Below are 25,335 nucleotides of genomic sequence, written 5' to 3'. Positions count from 1 at the left end.
AACCGGCCGTTGGATGCAAATAGCCGGCTCCGGCTATTTGCACGTCAACCGCAGCCCGCGCTTTATTCGAGAGCGGAAGCCGGACCAAAGAACTCGTACCGGCTTTGCGACTCCGGCACGCCGATCGCCTTCAAGTGCTTCTTGATGGCCTTCATGAACGCGATCGGTCCGAGGAAATAGACGTCGACGTCACGCGTCCTGGGCAACCACGCGTCCAGACGCTTTTCGTCCAGATAGCCGATGCCGTGCGCGTCGGCATCTTCCGCGCGGCGCTGCTCATAGCAATAGAAACGCTTCAACTTCGGATGACGCGCGGCCAATTGGTCGATCACGTCGCGAAACGCATGCACGCCGCCGTGACGCGCCGAGTGAATGAAGTGCACAGGACGGTCGGTCTTTAGCGCGGCTTGCAGCATGGCCAACGTCGGCGTGATGCCCACGCCGCCGCTGATCAGCACCAGCGGCTTGTCGCTGTCTTCAAGCTTGAAGTCTCCGGCGGGCGCGAACAGTTCCACGGTATCGTTTTCATTGACGCGAGCGTGCAGGTGGTTCGACACCTTGCCATTCGCTTCGCGCTTCACGCTGATCCGGTATTCCTCGCCGTTCGACATGGCCGAGAGCGAGTAATTGCGCCGCACTTCCTCGCCGTCGATCACGAGCCGCACGCCGATGTATTGCCCCGGATGAAACGCGAGCAACTCGCCGTTGTCGGCGGGGCGCAGATAGAACGACGTGATCTCGTCGCTTTCCCGCACTTTACGGGCGACGCGAAAGAGCCGCGTGCCACGCCAGCCGCCCGGCGCCGCTTCGCGCTCGGCGTACATTTTTTCTTCGAGGCCGCTCAACAGATCGGCGAGTTGCTGATAGGCGGCGGCCCACGCTTCGATGACCGCGTCGGTGGCGATCTCCGCGCCCAGCACTTCGCGGATGGATCGGAGCAGGCACTGTCCGACGATCGGATAATGCTCCGGCAGAATATTCAGCGCGACGTGCTTGTTGATGATCTGCGAGACCAGTCCGCCGAGTTGTTCGAGTTGATCGATGTGACGTGCGTACATCAGCACGCCGTTGGCCAGCGCGCGTTGCTGCGCGCCGCTCGCCTGATTGGCGAGGTTGAACATGGGGCGCACTTCGGGATGTTCGCTGATCAGCATGTCGTAAAAGTGCGTGGTCAGCGCCTCGCCCCCGCTTTCGAGAAGAGGAACGGTGGCTTTGACGATGGCGCGGTGTTCGGCGGAAAGCATGGGGAGTCCTGGTTGTTGGTGGATATCCAGTCGTGTATCGACTGATGCGCTTATGTATCCATGTTTCGTGCCAGGTATAAAATGTAAATAAATCAACGATCTGAAATTAAAGATGGTCAATTCGACCTTAGTCGAAAAGACTCCTGATGGAGTCAATCTGACTGCAGAGGCGCTGCTCGACGCCCTGACGCCGCTGATCCGCGATCTCTCGCGCGATCTGCCCGAGAGCGAACGCTACCGTCGTCTGCTGAGTAGCTTGCGCGCGCTGTTTCCCGGCGACGCGGCCGCGCTATTGCGTCTAGAGGGCGACACGCTAGTGCCGCTCGCCATCGACGGACTGAGCAGCGATACGCTGGGGCGGCGCTTTCGTGTCGGCGACCACCCGCGCTTCGAGCAGTTGTTGTCACGGCCGGAGCCGACCCGCTTCGCCGCCGACTCCGATCTGCCGGATCCTTACGACGGCCTCGTGCAGGGCGTGGCCGGGCATCTCGAAGTGCATGACTGCCTCGGTTGTCCGCTATTCGTGCGCGGCCGGCCGTGGGGATTGCTCACGCTCGATGCGCTCGACCCGGCGCGCTTCGACAGCATCGACATGGCGTCGCTGCGGGCTTTTCTGGGTCTGGCCGCCGCTACCGTGAGCGTGGTCGAGCGAATCGATACGCTCGCGCGCAGCACAGAGGAAGAGCGGGCGCGCGCTGAAGCCTACCGGCAGGCGAGCAGCCAGAGCCGGCGCGAAATGGTCGGCAGCAGCGACGCGCATACGCATCTGATGAAGGAAATCGAGGTCGTTGCCGGCAGCGATCTGACCGTGCTGATCACCGGCGAGACCGGCGTCGGCAAGGAACTCGTCGCCAACGCGATTCACGCGCTCTCGTCGCGCGCGAACAAGCCGCTGATCAGCCTGAACTGCGCCGCGCTGCCGGATACGCTCGTCGAGAGCGAACTGTTCGGGCACGTGCGGGGCGCGTTCTCAGGCGCGTCGTCGGACCGGCGCGGCAAATTCGAACTGGCCGACGGCGGCACGATTTTTCTCGACGAAGTGGGCGAGCTGCCGCTTCTCGTGCAAGCCAAGCTGTTGCGGGTTTTGCAGAACGGCCAGCTGCAGCGCATCGGCTCGGACCACGAGCACAAGGTCGACGTGCGGCTGATCGCCGCGACCAATCGCGATCTGGCTGAGGAGGTTCGTGCAGGGCGATTCCGCGCGGATTTTTACCATCGGCTCAGCGTCTATCCGTTGCGCGTGCCGCCGTTGCGCGAACGCGGCCGCGACGTGTTGCTGCTGGCGGGTTTTTTTCTCGAAGAGAATCGCTCGCGGCTCGGTCTGTTGAGCCTGCGTCTCGCGGCGGATGCGCAAGCCATGCTGCTGCGTTATCCGTGGCCGGGGAACGTGCGTGAGCTGGAACACCTGATCGGACGAAGCGCGCTCAAGGCGCTGGCCACGAATCGCGAGCGTCGCCGGATCCTGACGTTGACGGCCGCGGACTTTGCGCTAGCGGCCGCACCCGAGGAAGACAGAGCCCAGAACACCCAGGCCGAAACAACTGAGACGGCATCGAAGGACTTTCGCAGCGCGGTCACCGAGTTCGAGCGGAACATGGTTGTCGACGCTTTGGCGCGCCACAATCAGAATTGGGCGGCGGTCGCGCGCGAGCTTGGTCTTGACCGTGCGAATCTGAATCGGTTGGCCAAGCGGCTCGGCCTTAAGTAGAGAGCTGGTAACTCTGTAACCCGCTCAACCGCGCGAGCCGCTGCACGATGGCAGCGGTTCGCGCGGCATGTCCGACCGGCAAGCGCTTAAGCGTTCACGCCTTCGTTTTGCGGAAATAGCGCGCGACGGGTCTCTTCGTCGAACTCGGCTTTCAGCGTCAGCTTGTCTTTCAAGGCTTGGGCACGAGCCGCGGCCGGGCGCGCGGAGATTTCATCCACCAGGCGCTTGACGTTCGGATATTCGCTCAGACCCGCTTCGCCGAGAATGTAGCCGGCGAAGTTAGCCCAGCCCCACAGCGCGATATCCGCGACCGAATAGGTATCGCCGGCCAGATACTTCGTTGCCGCGAGGCGCTCGTCCAGCACGCGATAGTGGCGCTCCACTTCCTTCAGATAGCGATTGCGCGCATAGGGCAGCGGCGTCGGCGCGTGATGCAGAAAATGCACCGCCTGGCCGGAGAACGGCGACAGCCCGGTCGCGACGAACATCAGCCACGATAAGGCCCGCGCGCGTTCGGCAGCCGACGCCGGCAGAAACCGTTCGTGCTTTGCCGCGAGGTGCAGCAGGATGGCGTGCGAATCGAACACGGTCACACCGTCGTCGGTAATCGCGGGGACTTTTGCGTTCGGGTTGATCCGCAGAAACTCGGGGCGATGTTGCTCGCCCTTGAACGTATCGACCGCGATCAGTTCGAACGGGGTCTGCAGTTCTTCGAGCATCAACGCGACTTTCATCGGGTTCGGCGAGGGGTGGAAGTAAAACTTCAGCATGACGATCTCCATGGAATAAGGGCTGGGCAGATGACGGCCAGGCGGCACTACGCCGCTCGGATTCATGCTGCGGTGGCTGCCGGGCCGTTGCGACCTGTGGTGATGATGGGCTGCCGGGCCGTTTTTGCCGTACGACTATTCCGATGAGAACGTTCGAAGGATTCGCACGTGTTCCGGCGTACGAATCGGGATCGCCTGCCTTCCGTTACTCCGCGATCGAAAAGCGCGCAGGGCGCTTTTGCGGTGCCTTGCCCGGACGCTCCACGCGCGAGGTGGCGCCGCGAATGAAGAGGATTGCGCAAAAGGCCACCATGGCCCATATGCAAAAAATTACCGTCAGAGCGCTCATGTCGATTTTCAGAGGGTGAAACTGCGATTGGTGCTGTTCGGCCGACGGGCCGGTCAATGCGTGGTATGGGGGCCGTTGCCGTCGAACAGCAGCTCGTCGATCAGGCGCGTGGCCAGTTGCAGTTGCTCTTCGAGCGACATGCGCGCTGCCTGCGCGCCCGCCGCGTCGCCGCGCGCAACGGCGTTGTAGGTCTGCGTCGCGAGGCACAGCACGCTCTCCGACGCGAGGTGCAACCCGCGCATCGTTCCGGCGTCGGCGCCCGGCACCGGGCTGGTCCATTCGGCGCCTGAAGCGGCCGGCAGGTCGATTTCGAACTCGTTATCTTTATCGTGGCGGGTGGACATCGCGGGCTCCTTGCGCAATTGGCACAAGTTCAGTGTGCGCTGGCGGGTCAGGTTTCAATCGGGCGAATAGAAGCCTGTTTTTTAGTCAATCTTCGTTGATTGGAAAGTCGACGTATTCCGCTGAAGAATAGGCGTTCGCGGCGCCGCCGCCCAGCGGTCGGCGCGCTTTTGCGCAGGGGCGGGAGCCTCGCGGCGTGAGCCGGCGCCGGCGGGCGTCTTGCGGCAAATATTTGGGGGCGAACGCAATTGCCGTGCTGCCCTCGCCAAAGGTGGAAGCGGCGCGTTTGACCGGGGACAGCCGAACATCGCCGCAGGCGAACACGCCGGGCACGCGCGACCATTTCTGATCGCGGCCGCATTCGATCTACTTGATATCGGAAAAGTCGTCGTTCAACAAACGAACGCGCGCGACGACAGCGATGTATAAAGCGTGCAGCACCAGTTTTTGCGCGACGTCCGTGACTTGGCGAATGCGTTCGGGCTCGGCGGGCGGGGGCGGACTAGGGTGTTTCAAGGGACGGGTTTCTTCGTCGGCGGCTTCCTGCTTTCAGCTACGAGTCTGCGAAGAAACGTATGCGGCAACACGCGCATATTTTTGATGAAGTGGTCGATGGCAGTAAGTCACGGTGTTTGAGAGCCACACGACAACCATGTCGCGGCGTAGCTGATCAGACCGCCTATCGATCGAAGGCAAGCCGTCATTCAATTAGTTCGGACTGCAACATTACTGCGTGCCACTCGGTGCCGGTGCCTGCGAGGCCGGACCGACCCGTACCGATTCCCTTACCAGCTCCTGCGTCATTGCGGCCGCGACGGGGTTCGAACCGCGGTGGTCCTGGCTGGCCGGCGCGGTTTGCGTCGACGGTGGCATCGGCAACGACGGATCGGGCCTGGAAGATTCTCTGACGAGCTGTTCCGTCATGGCCGCCGCGACGGCATTCGAACCATGCCGGGTCAAATCGCCTCGCGCGCGTTCAATCGGCTGCGCGGTGTTCGCCTTCGCGGCGACGGACTCGCGCGCTTGCGCCGATGCAGGCGCGCGGCCCGGCTGTTTATGCCGCGATGCTTGCGGCTGAGTACCGTTCGCGACCGCGCCCGATTGAGACGCTAGCGGTGCGCCCGTGCTGTTCGCGGACGGCGAAGTGGGAACCACGTTGCCTGCGCTCACATGCGTGCCGTCGACGCGCGGGCCGACCGGCGCCGGCGTGATGGAATTGGCCGTTACCGCGTCCGGCGCCGCCTCGGAGCGGTTGCTTTTAGGGAGAAGCTGGTAAGCGATGAAGCCCACGTCCACCAGAACCAGCGCGATTATCAACGCCTTGCCTGTATTCGTCATATCCAACACCGAGTCGTTCGAGTGAGGTGATCGAATCATGATAATCGACCGCCAAAAAACATTTTGCGCGGCGTTTTGCAATGCGATTTATGCGGTTTTTTCCACTCGGTTTGACACCGTTTTGACACTCGACGTAAGCGGCTCCATTACCATCAGCTACCCGCCGGTTCTCCGCGTTTCGTTCCGAAGTCCCAGCGCTGCGCCTGCGCGGTCTCGACTTTGGCGGGCAACAATCCGGCCTGAAAGAACGTATCCGCGATCTTTTGCTGCTCGCCGAAATTCTGCGCGAGAACGGGGCGCACCAGATAGCTCCGGCGCGCGTTCGCACGCTCGATTGTGGCGGCGTCGAGCCCCCAGATCGGTGCGAGCGTTTGGGCCGCGTCCTGAGGATGCGCGCGCAGCCACTCGCCCGCTTGCGTCAACTGATCGAACACGATCTGGATGACTTCGGGGTGCGCCTGCGCGAAGCGATTCGACGCGAGGTAATAACGCTGATACGACGCGAGTCCCTTACCGTCCGCGAGAATGCGCACGTCGGCATCACGGTCGACGGATGCCACATAGGGATCCCACGTGATCCACGCATCGACGCTGCCGCGCTCGAAGGCCGCGCGGCCGTCGGCCGGCGTGAGGTAGCGGATGCGCACGTCCGCTGGCGTGAGACCTGCCTTGATAAGCGCCGCAAGCAGCAGATAGTGGCTGCCGGCGGCCTTGGTCACAGCAATGCGCTTGCCCTTGAGATCGGCAAGCGTATGGAGCGCGCTGTCCTGTTTGACGATGATCGCCTGGGCGCCCGGCGACGGCGCTTCCTGCGCGACATAAACGAAGCGCGCGTGCGCGGCTTGCGCAAAAATCGGCACGGTGTCCGCGACGTCCGCGCTGAAATCGACTGCCTCGACGTTGAGCGCTTCGGTCAAGGGCAAGCCGCTCGAAAACTCATTCCACGACACGCGCACGCCCAATGGCGCCAAGGCCTTGTCGAGCGACCCGCCCGCCTTGAGCAGCGTGATCAACGTCGACGACTTCTGGTAGCCGATCCGCAACACGATCGGCTGACCGTTCGCGGCCGATGTTTGCGCATAACCGCGCGTCGTGAGCGTGGTGAGCGTGGTCAGTGAGGAAGCCAGCGCGACGCGAATAAACGCCCGTCTGTTGAGCAGCGCCATGATGCATAGTCCTTGAGTCGAGTCTGAAGGGGAGGCCAATCGACCATGCTAGCAAGGAGTCCGCGTGGCGCGAACCGACGGTTTCAGCTAACCATCGGACGTTAGTGCATAAGGGCATGCGCGCGTCGAAACTCTGGAGAAATCGAGGCAAAGCGCAGTAGCCATTAAATGCAAAAGATAAATATTGATTCGATATAAACATATCGAAAGAGAATAATTCCCAGAGGCGGTCTTCGTCGCTACGCTTGCGGGCATATCGTCAGAGAGGACATATGGCCGGTTCCATTTCTACTTCGTTTTCCGCACGGCGGCGCGCGCTTAAACTTCTCAGCGCGGTGCCGGCATGCGCCGTAGCGGGTGCATTCAATTCGCTCGGCGTACAGGCAGCCGAACTCGCGCCGGTCACGCTCGTGCTTGGCGATCAGGCAGGCGGCACGCGTGCGTTGGCCGAAGCGGCCAAGGTGCTCGACGGCGCGCCGTATGCGTTTCGCTGGGCCAATTTCCAGGGCGCGGCGCCGCTCTTCGAAGCGCAGCGCGCGGGCGCCGTCGATCTCGCGCCGGCCGGTGATTTGCCGGTGCTTGCCGCAGCCGTCGGCGATCCGACTCTAAAGATTGTCGCGACGCGCGTCGGTTCCGGCGAACAACTCGGCATTCTCGTCGCGCAGGATTCGAAGATTCGCACGGTCGCGGATCTGAAAGGGCGCACGGTGTTCGTTTCGTCCGCGCGGGGCAGCATTTCGCAGTTCCAGCTCTATGGCGCGCTAGCCGAAGCCGGTCTCTCGAAAGAGGACGTCAATGTCCGTTTCATTCTGCCCGTCGATGCATTTGCCGCCTTCGCGTCCGGATCGATCGAGGTTTGGGCAACGTTCGATCCGTACTACGGCATCGCCGTGCAACGTGGCGCGCGTATTCTGCGCGACGGCACCGGCATCAATAGCGGACTCGGTTTCATTACGGCCTCGGGCGCGGCCCTCGCGGAACCGCGCAAGCGCGCGGCGATTGCCGACGTGCTGTTGCGCTTCCAGCGCGCGGGCGATTGGGCGCTCGCGCATCCCGACGCCTACGCGCAGATCTACGCGTCGCTGACGCGTTCGCCGCTCGATGCCGCGAAGCGCATTACGCAACGCGCGTCGCTCAAACAGCACTTCATCAACGAGGCGGATATCAGCGCGTTGCAAAAGGTCGCAGACAGCGCCAACCGCGACGCGATTCTGCCGCGCCGCATCGACGTGCGCGCCATTTCCGATACTCGCATCGCGACGGCATGACGCGTGAGCGCCGATAACCTGACATCGGCCGGCGGCACGCGCTTCGCGCTTACGCGCCCGGTGTTTTCGCGGCTTACCAGGGTTTTGCCCGGTCATAACGTGATGTCATGGGCACTCAAACAATTCCGGCGTTGTGGAGGATAAATAGACTCACTATATTGGGCTCAACGATGCATGACATCGACGATCTGTTCGCTCAACCGTTTCGAGGACCCCGTCGTGATCAAGAAGCCCATGTTGCGCCCGCTTGCCGCAGTTCTGATCCTCGGTGTCGCGAATCTCGCGCCCGCGTGTTTGACGCCCGCGTTTGCCGCCGCCGGCAAGATCACTTTCGTCTCCCAGGGCGGGACCTATCAGGAAGCGCAGACCAAGGCGATTCTCGACCCCGCTGCGAAGCTGCTCAACATCACGGTGAACCAGGACAGCATTCCGGACGCGTGGCCGCAGATCAAAGCCCAGGCCGCGACCGGCAAGCCGATCTGGGACGTGGTCGACACGCCTACGTCCAACTGCCTGCGCGGCGGCAAGGAAGGTCTGCTGGAAAAGCTGGACTTCTCGAAGATTCCGAATGCGGCGGCCATGCCGGAGAAATACCGCACGCCATATTCGGTCGCGTATGAGTTCTATTCGACGGTGATCGGCTACAACAAGAAGTCGCTGAAAAAAGTGCCGCAGAGCTGGGCCGATTTCTGGAACGTGAAGGCATTCCCCGGCACGCGCGCATTGCGTAACGATCCGCAGACCGTGCTCGAAGCCGCGCTGCTCGCCGACGGTGTGCCGCGCGACAAACTCTATCCGCTCGACGTCGATCGCGCGTTCAAAAAGCTGCAGCAGATCAAGCCGGACGTGACCGTGTGGTGGACCTCGGGCGGCCAGTCGGCGCAATTGCTGCACGACGGCGAAGTGGACATGACGATGATCTGGAACGGCCGCGCAAGCGCGGTGCGTAAGGACAACCCCGACGTCGACTTCACCTTCAACGATGGCATTCTGCAGGACACGCAACTCTGCGTGCTGAAGAATGCGCCGAATCTGCCTGAGGCGATCAAGTTCATCAACGCCGCGGTCTCGCCGGAATTGCAGGCCAACTTGCCGCTTTATATCGACTACGGCCCGGGCAACCCGGCTGCATTCAAGACGGGCAAGATCGACGCCAAGCGCGCAAGCGAATTGCCGAGCTCGCCGGAGAATGCGTCGAAACAGGCATTGATGTCGGAGGAATGGTGGGCGTCGGACGCCGGCGTCCAGGCGAAGGCGCGCTGGCTCAAGTTCATGCAGTAAGCGGCATCATGCTGCGCGCGCGAGTCGAGGCCGTTGAACGCCAACGCATCGAATTCCGCGCGCACCGCTGAGCGCTTCTCGCGCCTACCGCACGGCTCATCGTCTGCGCATTCATCGAACGTGATCGACTATCTGATTCTCGGCGGCGGTTCGGCCGGCTGCGTGCTCGCTGCGCGCCTCTCGGAAGACGCCGGCAAGACCGTCTGCCTCGTCGAAGCCGGCCGCAATATCTCGCGAACGGATATGCCCGAGGCAGTGCGCAGCCGCTATCCCGGTCGCGCCTATCTCGACACCGCGAACATCTGGCAACGACTGAAGGCGCGCATGAGCGCCTCGGCCGCGACACGCCGTTATGAACAGGCGCGCCTGCTCGGCGGCGGTTCGGCGATCAATGCGCTGATGGCGAATCGCGGCGCGCCGGCCGACTACGACGAATGGCACGCGCTCGGCGCACATGGCTGGAACTGGAGCGCCTGCCTGCCGTATTTCCGCAAGCTGGAAACCGATTGCGACTTCGACGGTGCGTTGCATGGCAAGAGCGGGCCGATTCGCATCCAGCGCGCGCCGTGGGCGCGTATCTCGCCATTCGCGCGCGCGGTGCTCGCCACACTCGACGCACGCGGCCATCCGCGGCGTGACGACCAGAACGGCGAGTGGCAGGACGGCACGTTCATTGGATCGATCGCGGTGAGCGCAGCGGGCGAACGCATCCCGACTTCGGTCTGCTATCTCGACGACACCGTGCGTGCGCGCCCCAATCTGACGATCCGCACGCACACGCTCGTCGAGCGCGTGCTGTTCGACGGCAAGCTCGCGATTGGCGCGCGGGTCGTCGGCCAGGACGGCGCGAGCGAAGCATTGCGCGCCAAACAGGTGATCGTCTGCTCGGGCGCGATCCACAGCCCGGCGCTGCTGATGCGAAGCGGCATCGGGCCGGCCGCCGAGCTCGCCGCGCACGGTATCGAGGTGGTGGCGGATCGAGGCGGTGTCGGCGGCAATCTGATGGAGCATCCGTCGATTGCCGTGTCGGCGTTTCTGCCGCGCGCCGCTCGCACGTTATATCCTGACGAGCATCACGAGCAGGCGATCGTGCGTTTTTCATCAGGCGTGAGCGGGGCGGTTCCCGGTGACATGCACGGTGCGATCCTGTCGCGCTCGGGTTGGCATTCGGTCGGCCACCGGCTCGGCACGATCTTCTTCTGGGTGAACAAATCGTACTCGCGCGGCCGCGTGAGTCTCGCATCGGCGGATCCGGGGGATGAACCCATCGTCGACTTCAACATGCTCTCCGACGCGCGCGATCTCGAGCGGCTGAAGCTCGCGCTGTGCTTCGGCGCCCGCACGCTCGCCGATCCGATGATGGCGAAGCACCGCGATGCACTGCTGCCGTCGAGCTATTCACCGCGCGTCGCGAGCGTGGCCGTGCCGGGCGCGTGGAACGCGTTGCAACGCGGAATACTGAGCACGTTGCTGGACATTGCCGGACCGTTGCGCGCGTGGCTGGTGCGCAGCGTGATCACGCAAGGCGTGACGCTAAACGAATTGCTCGCCGACGACCATGCGTTGACGCGGTTCGTCACGCGTTCGGTCGGCGGCACCTGGCATCCGTCGGGAACCTGCCGCATGGGCGCGGCCGACGACGCGCTCGCCGTTTGCGATGCGCGCGGCGCAGTGTATGGCGTCAGCGGACTTTACGTCTGCGATGCGTCGCTGATGCCGTCGATACCGTGCGCGAATACGAATGTGCCGACCATCATGATCGCAGAGCGGATTGCGGATATGTTGCGCGGGCGTGTGTGAATGCGATGAAGGGCCGCCGCGTTGACACGCAGCGGCCCGGCAGGCGTCAAGCATCAAGCGGTGAACGGTCCGGCGAAGCGCAAGAAGGCCAGAGCACGCTCACTCGCCAAACCCGACAATACCCTTCACCTCGAGAAACGCCTCGAGCCCCCACTCAGCGTATTCACGCCCATTGCCGGACTGCTTGTACCCGCCGAACGGCGAGCCCGCATCCCACGACGGATAGTTCAGATACACGCTGCCGGCACGAAGTCTGAACGCCACCCGCCGCGCGCGCTCCAGATCGGCGGATTGAACATAAGCCGCGAGCCCGAAGGGACTGTCGTTGGCGATCGCAATCGCTTCTTCCTCATCGCGATACGGCATGATCGCGAGCACCGGGCCGAAGATCTCTTCGCGCGCGATCGTCATGGCAGGGTGCACATCCGCGAAGACCGTCGGTTGTACGTAATAGCCGCGTTCAAGACCCGCCGGGCGCCCGAGGCCACCCGCCACGAGTTGTGCGCCTTCGTCGATGCCAGCCGCAATGAGCCGCTCCACACGCTCGAACTGCACGCTGTTGACCACCGGACCCATGGTCGTGCGTTCGTGGTCGGCGGGGCCAACGCGTTGCGCCTGCGCCGCGCGCCGCGCGATCTCCACTGCTTCGTCGTGGCGCGCCGCGGGCACGAGCATGCGTGTCGGCGCATTGCACGACTGGCCGCTGTTGCTAAAGCACGAGTCGACGCCGGCCGTGACAGCCGCTTCGAAATCGACGTCGTCCAGCAGAATGTTCGCGGACTTGCCGCCCAGTTCCTGATGCACGCGCTTCACGGTCGGCGCCGCGAGCTTCGCTATCTCGACGCCCGCGCGTGTCGAACCGGTGAACGACACCATATCGACATCGGGATGCGCCGCGAGCGCCGCGCCGACAGTCGGCCCGTCGCCGTTGACGAGATTGAAGACGCCCGGCGGCACGCCCGCCGCGTCGAGTATCTCCGCGAATAGCAAGGCATTGAGGGGAGTGACTTCGCTTGGCTTGAGCACCATCGTGCAACCGGCCGCAATCGCGGGCGCGGCCTTGCAGACGATCTGGTTGATCGGCCAGTTCCACGGCGTGATCAGCGCGACCACGCCGACCGGTTCGTGATTGACGAGCGTCCTGCCCTTCCTGCGCTGCCACGTGAATGTTTCGCACGTGCGGATCAGTTCTTCGAGATGCCGCCGCCCGATCCCCGCTTGCCACGCACGCGCCATCGCGCGCGGGGCGCCGAGTTCGCGCGAGATCGTGTCGCCCATTTCGTCGTGACGTTCGAGAAATACTTCGAGAATGCGGCGGATCAATGCGAGGCGCTCGGCCGGCGTGGTCTGCGAGAACGACGTGAACGCGCGCTTCGCGGCGGCTACCGCGCGATCGGCGTCAGTGGGCGTGCCCATTGCCACTTCGGCGATGGGTTGCTCGGTACACGGATCGACCACGGCACGGCGGGCGTTGGTGGACGGCTCGACCCAAGCGCCATCGATATAAAACTTCAGTGCATTGACCATGTATTGGCTATCTTCAGAACGAGGTTAGGCGCGCGCCGCGCCCGAGCGGCGGCTCACCACGACGATCATCACGAGGCACAGCGTCAGTGCGGTCAGCATCGTGCTGATCGCGGCGATGGTCGGATCGATCTCGTCGCGCAGCGTCACGAACATGCGGCGCGTCAGCGTCTGGTTCGAACCGCCCGACACGAAGAGCGCGACCACCGTTTCGTCGAGCGCCTGAATGAACACGAACACCGCGCCGGAGATCACACTGGCCTTGATCTGCGGCAGCGTCACCGTCATGAAACTCCGAAAGCGATTCATGCCGAGGCTGCGCGCGACCATCTCCTGCGTGCGGTCGAAGGTGCGCAGATCGGCGCCGACCGAAATCAGCACGTACGGCAGCCCGAGCATCGTATCGGCGAGTATCAGGCCGCCAAGCGTATTCACATAGCCGGCCTGAGAGTAGACGAAGAACACGCCCACCGCGACGATAATGATCGGCACCATCAACGGCAGCATCAGCAGTGTGCGCAGATAGCGCATGATCCAATGCGTGCCGTTCTGGATCGCGTAGGCGGCGGCCACGCCGAGCGGCGTGGCGATCAGCGCGGCGCAGATCGAAGCGGTCAGCGTGGTGCGCGCGGCGTCGATCCATGCGGGATTGTCGAAGAACGAGTGATACCAGCGCAGCGAGTAGGCGGGCGGCGGGAAGGTCATGAAGCGCGTGTCGGAGAACGACAGCGGCACCACGATTAGCACCGGCACCATCAGGAACAGCAGAATCAGCACGACGCTCGCGCCGAGGACGATCCGTCCGAACGGGAGTTTGTTCATTTCGCGCCCAGGGTCTTTTCGAGTGGCACCACGCGGCTCGCGGCGTAGAAAATCGCGAACACGCAGATCAGCAGCACGACGCTCACCGCGCTCGCCGCACCCCAACTGTTGTAGATCTCGACGTTGCGGCTCACCACCATCGACACCATGATCGACTTGCCGCCGCCCATCAGTTCAGGCGTGATGTAGAAGCCGAGGCACAACACGAACACGAGCGTGACGCCGGCGAACACGCCGCTCAGCGACAGCGGCAGGAACACGCGCAGGAACACATGGAGCGGCGAGCCGCCGAGACTCGCGCCGGCTTGCGAAAGATTCGACGGGATTTTCTGCATCGCCGAATAAAGCGGCAGCACCATGAACGGCAGCAGGATATGCACCATTGCGATGACCGTGCCGAACTGGTTGTAGGCGAGCTGCACCGGCCGATCGACGAGCCCGGAGGCGAGCAGCGCCTTGTTGACCAGCCCCGTGCGCTGCAACAGCACGAGCCACGCGTAGGTGCGCACCAGTACGCTGGTCCAGAACGGCAGAATCACCATGCCGAGCACGAGCGCGCTCAGCTTCGGCGGCAGCGACGCAGCGAAGTAGGCGACCGGATAGCCGAGCAGCAGCGTGATGACGGTCACGACGATGCTCAGTTTAAATGTCAGCAGAAACGTCTCGAGGTAAGCGCCGGTGAACATGCGCCGATAGTTTTCGAGCGTGAAGCCGTCGTGATAGATGGACTGCCACGACAGCCACGCGAGCGGCACGACCAGCAGCACCACGATCACGAGGAGCGCGGGCGTCATCAGAAGAAGCATGGTGCGATCTTCGCGGCGCTGATAGCGCGCGGCGGGATCGGACTCGGTGGCCTGCATCAAGGTGGTTCCCTGGAGCATCCGTTTGGCGGTTGTCATCATGCACCTACGGCGTCGAGAAACTGATACCACGCCGCGACGAGTCGCACACCCGGCGCGCGCAGCGAATGAAAGGGCACGGGCCGCAGACCGGGCGCGCCGAGCAGCGAAAGCTCGGGCGTTTCGCCGAGCGCGAGCGCGGCGGCATGCTGGCCGAGCAGACTCGCCATCGCGACGCCTGCCCCGTTATACCCCAGACAAAAGGTCGTGGCGTCATCGCTGCGTCCGACATGCGGCAGCGAATTGAACGTCATACCCACGTAACCCGACCAGCGATATTCCACGCGCACGTCCGCGAGATCGGGAAAGAGCGCGACCATCGCGCGTTGCAACGCGTCGAAGCCGGTGGTTTGCCCTTCCTTGCCGAACGCGTCGCGGCCGCCGAACAGCATGCGGCCGTCCACTTTGCGGAACCACTTCATCATGCGCCGGGTTTCCGTGTAGCTGCGGCGCTCGACCATCAGACGCGCATCGAGGTCGGCGGGCAGGCGCTCGGTGGCGATCATCGCGCTGCGAAACGGCACGAGTTCGCGCTGATACGCCGAGGTGGCCGCCGTGAGATCCGAATACGCATTGGTCGCAACGATGACCTGCTTCGCGCGCACCGTGCCGCCTGGCGTGCGCAGTGTGACGCGGTTCTCGCCGGGCGTGCGTTGCATCTGCTGCACGGGCGTCGATTCGTAAATCGGCACGCCGCGCAGCGTGAGCCCGCGCGCGAGTCCGCGCACGTATTCGAGCGGCAGAATCGTGCCGGCGTCCGCGCTCAGCACGCCGCCGACAAAACCTTTCGAACCCGTCTCGTGCTCGATCTCGGCACGCGATTGCACGGTCATCGAGGTATCGCCGAGATTCGTGCGAACCCAGTCGGCCTCAGCGCGAATCGCGGCGAGCGCAGTCTCCGTATGAGCGCAGCGCAAACTGCCGGTATGTTCAAAGCGGGCGCGTGCCAACTGGAATTCATCGACCAGCGTCTCGACGACCCGCACGCCTTCATGCGCGAGCCGATGCATACGCTTCGCGGTATCGAGGCCGTTCAGCTTGTCGATGGTGGGAAACGACAATCTGAACTTCGACGACACCACGCCGCCATTACGCCCGCTCGCGCCCCAGCCGACCGGATTCGCATCGAGCACCACGCAGTCGACGCCGCGGTTTTGCAGCGCATACGCGGCGGCGAGACCCGAGTAGCCCGCGCCGATCACGGCGACTTCGACGTCGAGATCGCGTGCAAGCGGCACGCCGGTGCTGACTGCCGCATCCGCGCCTGGCGATGCGGCGAAGAGCGCGCGCCAGAGCGAATCAGGCGCGGGCATGTGCGGTTTCATCGGCGCGAGCATCGGCTCAGGCGGCGAGGCGTGCTTCGGCTTCGACGGCGTCCGCGAGCGCGCCGAGCGTGGCGAACTTGAAGGTCGGCGTGGTCACGGCTTCCGGCACCGGCGTGGCGCCGAAGCCCTTCACGTTCTGACGGCGTTCGATCCAGCAGGTCGCGTAACCGAGCTTCGTGGCGATGCCGATGTCGTGATACTGGCTCTGCGCGGTGTGCAGGATTTCGCCGAACTTGTAGCCGAACGCCGCCTGACGGCCGCGGTTGTACGCGAAGAATTGCGGGTCGGGTTTGGCGACGCCGGTTTCATCGCAGCAGACGGTGTCGTCGAACGGGTCGCCGAGCGTGTGCGCGTAGGCCGAGAGCGCCACGCGGTCGGCGTTGGTCATCGCGACCAGGCGGAAGTGCTTGCGCAGACGCTTGAGCGCCGCGACCGAATCCGCGAACGCCGGCCATTCGAGCACGTCGCGCTGGAAGGCAGCGGCGGATTGCGCGTCGTCGGGCAGACCGAGTTCTTTCGCGAGCGACAGATAGACGTTCGCCATTTCGTGGCTCGAACGGCCCGGATAAGCGGCGCGGCCGCGCATGTACGGTTCGAAGATCTGGTCGTCGGTCAGGTCCTTCGCTTTCGCGCCGCCAATGCGCCGCACGGAGGCGAGCACGCCGCGCTCGAAGTCGATGAGTGTGCCGACGACGTCGAACGTCAGGACCTTGAAATCGGTGAGCTTCATGAAATCATCCTTTTGCAATGTGCGGTGAATCGGAGAGGGAGTGCCCCACGCGTGGGCGGAGAAAATCAGGCGGGCACGACGATCGTGTCTTGCGGGTCGAGCGTCACGCTCATCTGTGCGCCCGGCTCGGGAATGCGGCGGCGCGCGTCGTGGCCGCCGGGTTGCCTGAGGCTGATGGCGGTGCCGTCGGCGAGCGCGGCGAACACGCGCAGACTCTCGCCCTGATACAGCACCTCGGTGACGCGGCACGACAAGCGGTTCACGCCGTCGTTGCCGCCACCGCCGCCGCCGTCGATCACGAGCTTTTCGGTCTGCACCGCGAGCAGCAGTTTGTTGCCATGCGGCAGCGGATGCGCGGTGCGCAGCACGGTATCGCCGAGACGCACCGCGTCGTCGCCGGCACGCGTCACGTCGAGCAGCGTCGCCTCGCCGATGAAGCTAGCCACGAACGCATCGCACGGGCGGTCGTAGAGCCGCTCGGGCGTGTCGATCTGCACCAGCCGGCCGTTCTTCAGCACGGCTACGCGGTCGCTCATGGTGAGCGCCTCGCGCTGATCGTGCGTCACATAGACGATCGTCGCGCCGAGCTTGCGATGCAGCCGCCGCAGTTCGATCTGCATGGTTTCGCGCAGTTGCTTGTCGAGCGCGGAAAGCGGCTCGTCCATCAGGATCAGTTGCGGCTCGAACACCATCGCGCGGGCGAGCGCCACGCGCTGCCGCTGACCGCCGGAAAGCTGGGAGATGCCGCGGCTTTCGTAGCCGGAGAGCTCGACCATGGCGAGCGCGTCGGCGACTTTCTTCGCCCACGTGCCTTTCGGCTGACGGCGCGCGCGCAACGGAAACGCGACGTTCTCGCCGACGCTCATGTGCGGAAACAACGCGTAGTTCTGAAACACGATACCGATGTCGCGTTTATGCGGCGGCGCAAATGTAATGTCGCGCTCGCCGACCCAGACCGCGCCCGAACTCGGCTGCACGAAGCCGCCGAGAATACCGAGCAGGGTCGTCTTGCCCGAGCCCGAAGGGCCGAGCAGCGAGACGAATTCGCCGGGGGCGATGTCGAGTGAAACGTCGTCGAGGGCCACCACCTGGCCATAACGTTTCGCTGCCGATCGGATCGAAACACCTGTTTTCGCTCGTGCGTCCATTGCGTCCTGTCTCGCTGTAGAAGCCTGCGTTAGGGAAAATATAGGCTTCGCTCTTTTTGACGGCAATTCCCAAATTGTTGGAGAAGGCATAACATCAGGTCATGCCCAATCTCCGCAAAAAATTGCCGAGCGCCAATGCGCTGTTCGTGTTCGAAGCTGCTGCGCGCTGCGGCAATTTCACGCGCGCGGCGCAGGAGTTATATGTGAGCCAGCCCGCGGTGAGCCGCATGCTGGCGCGCATGGAAGACCATCTCGGCGTGCGCTTGTTCGAGCGGGTGCGCGGCGGTATTGAGCTCACCGAGAACGGCAAGATTCTTTACCGGAAGATTTCCGAGGGCTTCAACGGTATTGAAGGCGCGATCCGCGAGATCGAGGCGCGCGCCACCGGTGTGGAGTCGGTCACGCTCTCGGTGTCCACCGCTTTCACCACGCACTGGCTGATGCCGCGCATGAACCGGCTGAACCAGGCGTTTCCAAATGTCGACTTGCGGTTCCAGCTGATCTCGGGGCGCATCGGCGGGCCGCTCGTCGATGTGGATCTCGGCATGCGCTTTCGGCGTGAGGACGAGATCGGCGAGAACAGTGTGCTGGTCATGCCGGAGACCTTGCTGCCGGTGTGCAACCGGCGCTATGACGAGATCGCGGCCACCGAGGCGGGGCGCGCGCACGGCGACACAGTGATCGTCATGGACGACGGCGAACGCGGCTGGCATGACCGCTTTGAAGCGTTCGCGGCACACGGGCGTCACGCCGCCAGCATGTTGAGCTTCAACGACTATGCGATCGTTGTGCAGGCCGCGCTGCTTGGCCAGGGCGTCGCGCTCGGCTGGCTGAACGTGGTGTCGCACTGGCTGCTGGAAGGCGCGCTTCAGCCGGCCGAACAGGAACTGATCGTCACGAACCGGCGCTGTTGTCTGGTGTGGCCCGAGAGCCGCGCGCTGCGGCCCGCCGCGGCCGACGTGCGCGACTGGATCATCGAGGAAACGCGCGCGGACGTGCGCGCGGTCGATCGGGCCTATCCGAAGCTGGGGCTGAAGCGTTCGCTGGCGGATGCGGGATTGGCGATCGGGTAGGGCGCCGGCACGCATCGACCTTTCTGGCGCAGTGCAATACTGCCGCCGTCGCTTCAAGGCTGGTCCCAGACGTCATTATTCGGTCACGAACCTCACGCAATATTACCGGCGGCCTTCAATCGGCCAACGGGCCGCAGGCCGGCCCGCTTTCACTTCTTTCGCACCTCCACGCGGACAAAAGCGCCCACGCACGACGCCGCGCGCCCGATCCGTCGACAAACAGGCATTCCAATCAAGGAGACACCGTGTCCCGTTCAAGAATCTTTGCTCTGACAGCGATCGCTTCGTCGCTTTTCTTCGCAACGGCTGCGCATGCCGGCATCGATCTCATCGCGGTCGGTCAACTGAGCGGTCTCACCGGTGACTTATCGAAGGAAACCGCTGCGCCGCTGGAGAACGGCGTGCCGGGCAATCTGCTCGGCGGTCTGGGCTCGGGCATGGCTTACGCGGGATGCCATACGTTCGTCGCCGTGCCGGACCGTGGCCCGAATGCCGTGTCGTACAACCCGGCAATCGACGACACCGCTTCGTATATCAACCGTTTTCAGACTCTGCGCCTGCGCCTGAAACCCGGCGCGGCCGGCGCCTCGCTTCCGTACACGATGACGCCGACCCTGCTCGCCACGACGCTGCTCCACACCAACGACAAGCTGGTCTACGGCACGGGCGCCGCCGCGGGCGTGCCCAACGGCGCGCCGGCGCTCAATCGCCGCAATCACACCAACTACTTTACCGGCCGCTCGGACAACTTCGATCCGACACGCCTGTCCACGGACGACCGCGACGCGCGCTTCGATCCCGAAAGCGTGCGCGTGAGCAACGACGGCGAGAGCGTTTTCATCTCGGACGAGTACGGCCCTTACGTGTATCGCTTCGATCGCCGCAGCGGCCGCCGGATCGACACGTACAAGCTGCCGGACGCGTTCGCGGTTGCCACGCTGAGCCCGATCGGCAACGACGAAATCTCGCAGAACACCTCGGGCCGCGTCGCCAACAAGGGCATGGAAGGCCTCGCGATCTCGCCGGACGGCAAGACGCTGTTCGGCGCGATGCAAAGCCCGCTGATCCAGGACGGCGGCACGAAAGGCGCGTACACGCGTATCGTCAGGATCGACGTGCGCACCGGCAGGACGACCCAGTTCGCGTATCCGCTGACGAACATCGGCACGGCGGCCAAGCCCAAATATCCGACCATTAGCGACGTGGTGGCCGTCAACGATCACGAATTGCTGATGGACGAACGCGATGGCCAGGGGTTGGGCGATAACTCGACGGCCGTGTTCAAGAAGGTGTTCCATATCGACCTGAACGGCGCTCAGGACGTGAGCAACGCGAGCGGCGAGGTCGGCCTCGCGCCGTATGCGGTGCAGAAGACGCTGTTTCTGGATGTGGTTGCCACGCTCACCGCTCACGGCTACAACGCGAACGATATTCCGGCGAAGCTGGAAGGTTTGGCATTCGGTCCCGATGTCGTGGTCGGCGGGGTGAAGAAGCACACGCTTTTCGTCGCTAACGACAACGACTTCTTAGGCACGATCACCGATACCAACCACCCGGCGGGTATCGCGAACCCGAATCAGTTTTTTGCTTTTGCCTGGGACCCGAGCGACTTGCCGGGTTACGTGGCGCAAAGACTGCCCGGCGTGGACGACGATCATCACGGCGACCACCGCCGCGACCACGGCGACTCGGACCGCATGTGCGGCCCCGAACGCGACGACGATCATTGAACCGCTGACGCACGCCTCGTAGTTCCCCGCGCGCGTTAAAGCAACCGAAGGGCGGCGCGGGTTCAAGCCGGCGCCACTTCATCGAGCTAGGCGTCGGCGCTTTGCGCCACGATCAGATCCAGCGAGCCCGCCAGAATCGATCTGGCCGTTTCAGGCTCGTCGACGGCACGCGCCAGCGTCACCGCGCCGACGATGGTCGCGACAATGCCGAGCGCCAGGGTTTCGCTGTCGCCGGCCAACGTCTGCGCGATGCGCGACGCGAGCTTGTGCACGTATTGCGTCAAACTCTCGCGAACCGCTGGCGCCGCGTGCCGCGCTTCGCCGGCAAGCGAGCACAACGCGCAGCCGTTGCCCGGATCCTTGATGTGTTTCTCGCTGAGAAACATTTCGGCGATCACGCGCAACGGTTCTTTCTTCGCCGACCCACTCGCATTTGCCGCCGCAACCGTGGTGGCGATCCGTTTCTCGCTCAGTGCGACGGCATACTCCAACGCCTCGACGATCAACGCGTCACGCGACTCGAAGTGGCCGTAGAACGCGCCATGCGTGAGACCGGCGCGCCGCATGCAGTCCGCCACGCCGAGCGCCTCGATGCCGTCTTCCCGAATCTGCCGCGCCGCTGTTTCCAGCACGCGTTGACGGCTTTCTGCCTTTTGTGCCTGCGAGTAGCCCATTTCCGTCACCCCTCTTGACAATCTGCATGATGAGCATAATACTGAAAATGTGCATGATGATCAACATGCAGATTGTCGGATGAGGGCATCTTTCGCGGATGTCCGTACGCGGCGGCGCCGTTTGGCCGCTTAACCGTTACAGGCGTCGCACGGCCGTGACTTCCGGCGCGTTCGCGGCGCAAGCAAGGAGAGAGATGATGCGTTTCTCAGGAAAGACAGCGTTGATTACCGGTGGGAATAGCGGCATTGGTTTCGTCACGGCGAAGCTGCTGATTGCCGAAGGCGCAAAGGTGGTGATCACCGGCCGCGACAGTGCGAAGCTGGATCAGGCCGTGTCGGAACTCGGCGAAAACGCACTGGGCGTGCGGGCCAATCTGGACAACGAAGCGGACATCGACGCGTTGTTTGAACAGATCAAGAGCAAATTCGGCTCGCTGGACATCGTGTTCGCGAATGCCGGCATCTCGGGTCCGACGCCGCTCGGCGGCACGACGGCCGCGGCGTTCGAGGCCATTCTCCGCACCAATCTGACGGCCGTCTTTCTGACGGTGCAAGCCGCATTGCCGCTGATGAGCGCGGGTGGCGCGGTCGTATTGAACGGCTCCGTGATGCGTGAACTCGGCTCGCCTGGTTCTTCGGCATATTCGGCCACCAAGGCGGGCATCACGGGTATGGCGAAGGTCTTCGCGTCGGAGTTGGTGCAGCGTGGTATTCGCGTGAATACGGTGATCCCTGGCGGCACGCGCACGCCGATCTGGACGCGTGGCGCGCGCGAGGGCGCGACGCTCGACGCAACCGAACAGGCGCTCGCGCCGCGCGTGCCGATGGCACGCCTCGCCGCGCCGGAAGAAGTCGCGGCAGCAGTGCTGTTCCTGGCTTCCAGCGACGCGTCGGGAATGACCGGCGCGGAAATCGTCGTGGATGGCGGCACGATCGGGGCACCGTGGGGCGCGCCGATTTTCCGCCAAGCCTGAGCGGCGTTAAAGGCGGGAAGCCGCGTCGCTCGATGTACAAGCGGCGCGGCCAGCAAGCTCAATACGCTCCGCTCACCAGATTCATCGGCGTATCGTTGACGAAGTTCTCGATGTTATCCATCAACTGATTCGCGAGACTCTGCTGCGCGTCGTCCGACGCCCACGCCACGTGCGGCGTCAGAATCACATTCGGCCGGCCGGCGGCGCGCAACAGCGGATTATCGTCGGCGGGTGGCTCCCCTGCGGTCACGTCGAAACCCGCGCCGCTGATCAATCCTTCGTCGAGCGCCTGGACTAGCGCGGCTTCATCCACCAGTCCGCCGCGCGCCGTGTTGATGATCAACGGCCGGCGCTTCATCGCGCGAAACTCGGGCATGGCGAGCATATTGCGCGTTTGCGGCGTGAGCGGACTGTGCACGGTGATGATGTCGCTCGTCGCGAGCACTTCGTCCCATGGCGTGTATAGCGGGCCGAGTCCTTCGCGTCCTTTGTGCGCGGCGAACATCGGCTGCATGCCGAAGGCTTTGCCGAGTTCCGCCACACGCTGCCCCAGCACCCCTTCGCCGATGATGCCGAGCCGCGCGCCGGCCAGATCGTGAATCGCGTGTGTGAAGAAACAGAACTGCCCGGACTTCTGCCACTCGCCGGCGAGCACGTCGTCGCGATAAGCGACCAGATTGCGCCGCAGCGCGAGGATCAGCGCGAAGGTATGCTCGGGCACGGTGTTGATCGCGTAGCCGCGAATATTGCTCACCGCAATGCCGAGCCGTTGAGCCGCCGCCTTGTCGACGCAATCCGTGCCGGTCGCGGCCACCGCGACGAGCTTCAACTGCGGCAACTGCTCCAGCACTTCGGCGCTCAGCGCCACCTTGTTGGTAATCGCAATCGACGCGCCGGCCAGTCGCTCGATCACTTGCTCCGGCGTAGTGCGATCGTGCTCGATCAACTGATGCTCGAAGCGCAGTTCACGCAACACGATCTGCGGCGCGAGGGTCGAGCGGTCCAGAAAAACGATCTTATGCATGGTCATGTCCCCGATGATTTACAGATGCCGTTTCGCTTCAGCGACGATATGCTGCGCGGTGATGCCGAAGTGCTCGTACAGCGTCTCCGCCGAAGCCGACGCGCCGAAACCCGTCATGCCGACAAAGCCGCCGCGCTCGCCGAGATAGCGATCCCAGCCGAAGCGCAACGCCGCTTCCACGCCGACTCGCACGGTGCCCGCGCCAAGCACGGCGGTGCGATAGGCGTCGTCCTGTTCGTCGAAAATCTCCCAGCACGGCATGGACACCACGGCCGTCGCGATGCCTTCGTCCTGCAACTGACGGCGTGCCTCCACGGCCAGCGCGACTTCGGAACCGGTCGCCAATAGCGTCACGACACGCGCGCCGCCCTCGGCCTCTTCGAGTACGTAAGCGCCGCGTTGCGACAATGGCTCGGCGCTATATTCACGGCGCACCAACGGCAGCGCCTGGCGGGCGAACACCAGCGTACTCGGCCCGCGCCGATGTTCGAGCGCGAGCGCCCAGCACTCGGCGGCTTCGACGGCGTCGGCGGGGCGCAGCACGCGCATGTTCGGCATTGCGCGCAGCGAGGCGAGAATCTCGACGGGTTGATGCGTCGGGCCATTTTTGCCGACGCCGATCGAATCGTGACTGAACACGTAGTGCACCGGCAGGCCCATTAGCGCGGCCATGCGCATGGCCGGACGCTGATAGTCGGAGAACGCGAGATACGTGACGCTGGTCGCGATCACGCCGCCATGCGCGGCCATGCCGTTGGCCATCGAGCCCATCACGTGTTCGCGTACGCCGCAGTGGACGTAGGCGCCGCTGCGGTCCTCGGCAGTAAAGGCGTGCAATTGACGCTTGTGGCCGGTGGGCGCTTCGAGGTCGGCACAGCCCACCATGCGTTCCGGCAACAGCGGCGCGAGCAGGTCGCTGATCTCGCCCGACACGGTGATGCCTGGCTGCGGCTCGTCGCGCTCCACGGCGCGTTTGCGGTAGTCGTCCAGCACGTCGCGCCAGCCTTGCGGCAGATAGCCGGCCTGGACCCGTTCGAACTCGTCGCGCTGCGCGGCGGGCAACGCGGCGAGACGTTCGTGCCACGCGTAGTACTGCGGGTCGCTTCGCCGTCCTGCCGCGCGCCAGGCGCCGAGAATCTCCGCGGGTATCTCGAAGGGGGCGTGCGGCCAACCGAGTGTGTCGCGGGCCGCGTCGGCGTCCGTCTGGAACAGCTTGCCGCTGTGGCCGCCGCGCTGTCCTTGCAGACGCGCGATGCCGCGGCCGATCACGGTCTTGCACGCAATCATCGAAGGCCGCGGGTCCGCGCGGGCGATCGTCAGTGCGGCCGATACCGCTCCGAGATCGTGCCCGTCGACCTCGACGACATGCCAGCCGCCGACGCGAAAGCGCGCGCAGACGTCCTCGCTGATCGAGAGGGCAGTGCTGCCGTCGTCGGTAATCTGGTTGTCGTCCCAGCAGAGGATCAGCTTGCCGAGTTGCAGATGGCCGGCCAGCGAAATCATCTCCTGACCGATGCCTTCCTGAAGACAACCATCGCCGACGAACGCATACGTATAGTGGTCGACGAGATCGCTGCCGAATTTCGCGGCGAGATACGCTTCGGCGATCGCCATGCCGAGCGCGTTGGCGATGCCCTGGCCGAGCGGGCCGGTGGTCGCCTCGATACCGTGCGCCGGTTCGTACTCGGGATGCCCCGCGCAATGCGAGCCTAGCTCGCGAAAGCTCTTGATCTGTTCCAGCCCGATCGCGTCATATCCGGTGAGATACAACAGCGAGTACAGCAGCAGCGAGCCGTGACCATTGGACAGCACGAAGCGGTCGCGGTCGGGCCAGGTCGGATCGGCGGGGTTGAATTTCAGGTGGCGCGTGAACAGCGCGGTCGCGATTTCCGCCATGCCGAGCGGCACGCCCTGATGGCCTTCGCCGGCGCGCAGAATCGCATCGATGGAAAGGAAGCGGATCGCGTCGGCTAACGGCAAGGGCGCGGTTTGCGCAACCTGGACCTGCGGCGTGATCGAAGCAGGCGAAGCATTCAATGCGGCAGACGGGGCTTCGGTGGTGGACATGGCAAAAGGCTCCTCTACGCCGCTGCTTTTACGGGCAGCGGCGGCAATCAGATGAATTGAATCAGGCGAATGGCGT

General features: G+C 64.0%; 21 protein-coding genes. 7 read left to right on the top strand and 14 right to left on the bottom strand.

Translation table 11 applies throughout. The features are described from left to right. Positions 1-62: 62 nt before the first annotated feature. Positions 63-1,244 carry an NO-inducible flavohemoprotein gene (gene hmpA / locus BPHYT_RS30565; protein WP_012428000.1) on the bottom strand — a complete coding sequence of 394 codons (1,182 nt, stop codon included), beginning with the start codon at positions 1,242-1,244 and terminating at the stop codon, positions 63-65. 112 nt (positions 1,245-1,356) lie between these two features. Here hmpA and norR point away from each other — a divergent pair, with 112 nt between their 5' ends. Further along, positions 1,357-2,952: a nitric oxide reductase transcriptional regulator NorR gene (norR, locus tag BPHYT_RS30560; protein WP_012427999.1), complete on the top strand. Its 1,596-nt coding sequence runs from the start codon at positions 1,357-1,359 to the stop codon at positions 2,950-2,952. A gap of 86 nt (positions 2,953-3,038) precedes the next feature. Here norR and BPHYT_RS30555 read toward each other — a convergent pair whose 3' ends face one another. From BPHYT_RS30555 to BPHYT_RS30530, 4 genes are all read right to left on the bottom strand, one after another. Beyond that, a complete protein-coding gene (locus tag BPHYT_RS30555; protein ID WP_012427998.1) occupies positions 3,039-3,722 on the bottom strand; it encodes a glutathione S-transferase family protein in 684 nt (227 codons plus the stop codon). A 402-nt stretch (positions 3,723-4,124) separates the two neighbouring features. Then, positions 4,125-4,415, bottom strand: a complete 291-nt coding sequence (locus tag BPHYT_RS30545; protein WP_012427997.1) for a hypothetical protein — start codon at positions 4,413-4,415, stop codon at positions 4,125-4,127. Positions 4,416-5,139: 724 nt separating this feature from the next. Further along, positions 5,140-5,751: a hypothetical protein gene (locus tag BPHYT_RS30535; RefSeq protein ID WP_167315778.1), complete on the bottom strand. Its 612-nt coding sequence runs from the start codon at positions 5,749-5,751 to the stop codon at positions 5,140-5,142. Between the two features lie 152 nt (positions 5,752-5,903). Further along, positions 5,904-6,917: an aliphatic sulfonate ABC transporter substrate-binding protein gene (locus tag BPHYT_RS30530; protein WP_012427995.1), complete on the bottom strand. Its 1,014-nt coding sequence runs from the start codon at positions 6,915-6,917 to the stop codon at positions 5,904-5,906. Between the two features lie 272 nt (positions 6,918-7,189). Here BPHYT_RS30530 and BPHYT_RS30525 point away from each other — a divergent pair, with 272 nt between their 5' ends. The 3 genes from BPHYT_RS30525 (at position 7,190) to BPHYT_RS30515 (ending at position 11,266) form a co-directional block, all read left to right on the top strand. Beyond that, complete coding sequence (locus BPHYT_RS30525; RefSeq protein ID WP_012427994.1) at positions 7,190-8,185, top strand: ABC transporter substrate-binding protein; 996 nt, start codon at positions 7,190-7,192, stop codon at positions 8,183-8,185. 219 nt (positions 8,186-8,404) lie between these two features. Beyond that, complete coding sequence (locus BPHYT_RS30520) at positions 8,405-9,466, top strand: ABC transporter substrate-binding protein (protein WP_193372840.1); 1,062 nt, start codon at positions 8,405-8,407, stop codon at positions 9,464-9,466. 120 nt (positions 9,467-9,586) lie between these two features. Further along, positions 9,587-11,266 carry a GMC family oxidoreductase gene (locus tag BPHYT_RS30515; protein ID WP_012427992.1) on the top strand — a complete coding sequence of 560 codons (1,680 nt, stop codon included), beginning with the start codon at positions 9,587-9,589 and terminating at the stop codon, positions 11,264-11,266. Between the two features lie 99 nt (positions 11,267-11,365). Here BPHYT_RS30515 and BPHYT_RS30510 read toward each other — a convergent pair whose 3' ends face one another. From BPHYT_RS30510 to BPHYT_RS30485, 6 genes are all read right to left on the bottom strand, one after another. Then, positions 11,366-12,793, bottom strand: a complete 1,428-nt coding sequence (locus tag BPHYT_RS30510) for an aldehyde dehydrogenase family protein (RefSeq protein WP_012427991.1) — start codon at positions 12,791-12,793, stop codon at positions 11,366-11,368. Positions 12,794-12,817: 24 nt separating this feature from the next. Next, positions 12,818-13,612 carry an ABC transporter permease gene (locus tag BPHYT_RS30505; protein WP_012427990.1) on the bottom strand — a complete coding sequence of 265 codons (795 nt, stop codon included), beginning with the start codon at positions 13,610-13,612 and terminating at the stop codon, positions 12,818-12,820. Beyond that, positions 13,609-14,517 (bottom strand): ABC transporter permease, encoded by a 909-nt coding sequence (locus tag BPHYT_RS30500; RefSeq protein WP_041759273.1) that lies wholly within the window; start codon positions 14,515-14,517, stop codon positions 13,609-13,611. The genes BPHYT_RS30505 and BPHYT_RS30500 overlap by 4 nt, the downstream gene beginning before the upstream one ends. Further along, complete coding sequence (locus tag BPHYT_RS30495) at positions 14,514-15,851, bottom strand: NAD(P)/FAD-dependent oxidoreductase (RefSeq protein ID WP_012427988.1); 1,338 nt, start codon at positions 15,849-15,851, stop codon at positions 14,514-14,516. The genes BPHYT_RS30500 and BPHYT_RS30495 overlap by 4 nt, the downstream gene beginning before the upstream one ends. A 4-nt stretch (positions 15,852-15,855) precedes the next feature. Further along, on the bottom strand, positions 15,856-16,569 hold the full coding sequence (locus BPHYT_RS30490) for an HAD-IA family hydrolase (protein WP_012427987.1): 714 nt from the start codon (positions 16,567-16,569) through the stop codon (positions 15,856-15,858). A 65-nt stretch (positions 16,570-16,634) separates the two neighbouring features. Then, on the bottom strand, positions 16,635-17,717 hold the full coding sequence (locus BPHYT_RS30485; protein WP_012427986.1) for an ABC transporter ATP-binding protein: 1,083 nt from the start codon (positions 17,715-17,717) through the stop codon (positions 16,635-16,637). 101 nt (positions 17,718-17,818) lie between these two features. Here BPHYT_RS30485 and BPHYT_RS30480 point away from each other — a divergent pair, with 101 nt between their 5' ends. Continuing rightward, positions 17,819-18,790: a LysR substrate-binding domain-containing protein gene (locus BPHYT_RS30480; protein WP_012427985.1), complete on the top strand. Its 972-nt coding sequence runs from the start codon at positions 17,819-17,821 to the stop codon at positions 18,788-18,790. Between the two features lie 245 nt (positions 18,791-19,035). Continuing rightward, complete coding sequence (locus tag BPHYT_RS30475) at positions 19,036-20,520, top strand: esterase-like activity of phytase family protein (RefSeq protein ID WP_012427984.1); 1,485 nt, start codon at positions 19,036-19,038, stop codon at positions 20,518-20,520. 86 nt (positions 20,521-20,606) lie between these two features. Here BPHYT_RS30475 and BPHYT_RS30470 read toward each other — a convergent pair whose 3' ends face one another. Beyond that, a complete protein-coding gene (locus BPHYT_RS30470; protein WP_012427983.1) occupies positions 20,607-21,194 on the bottom strand; it encodes a TetR/AcrR family transcriptional regulator in 588 nt (195 codons plus the stop codon). A 197-nt stretch (positions 21,195-21,391) separates the two neighbouring features. Here BPHYT_RS30470 and BPHYT_RS30465 point away from each other — a divergent pair, with 197 nt between their 5' ends. Then, positions 21,392-22,168, top strand: coding sequence for an SDR family NAD(P)-dependent oxidoreductase (locus BPHYT_RS30465; protein WP_012427982.1), 777 nt, complete (start codon positions 21,392-21,394; stop codon positions 22,166-22,168). A 58-nt stretch (positions 22,169-22,226) separates the two neighbouring features. On the opposite strand, the gene BPHYT_RS30460 is transcribed toward BPHYT_RS30465, so the two are convergent. Together BPHYT_RS30460 and tkt are read right to left on the bottom strand one after the other, a co-directional pair. After that, entirely contained in the window at positions 22,227-23,192 is a 966-nt protein-coding gene (locus BPHYT_RS30460) for a D-2-hydroxyacid dehydrogenase (protein ID WP_012427981.1), read from the bottom strand. A gap of 18 nt (positions 23,193-23,210) precedes the next feature. After that, positions 23,211-25,259, bottom strand: coding sequence for a transketolase (gene tkt / locus BPHYT_RS30455; protein ID WP_012427980.1), 2,049 nt, complete (start codon positions 25,257-25,259; stop codon positions 23,211-23,213). Positions 25,260-25,335 lie beyond the last annotated feature (76 nt).

Origin of the sequence: Paraburkholderia phytofirmans PsJN, assembly GCF_000020125.1 — a bacterium.
Taxonomy (GTDB): domain Bacteria; phylum Pseudomonadota; class Gammaproteobacteria; order Burkholderiales; family Burkholderiaceae; genus Paraburkholderia; species Paraburkholderia phytofirmans.
This window is presented reverse-complemented; position numbering and strand designations above follow the sequence as displayed.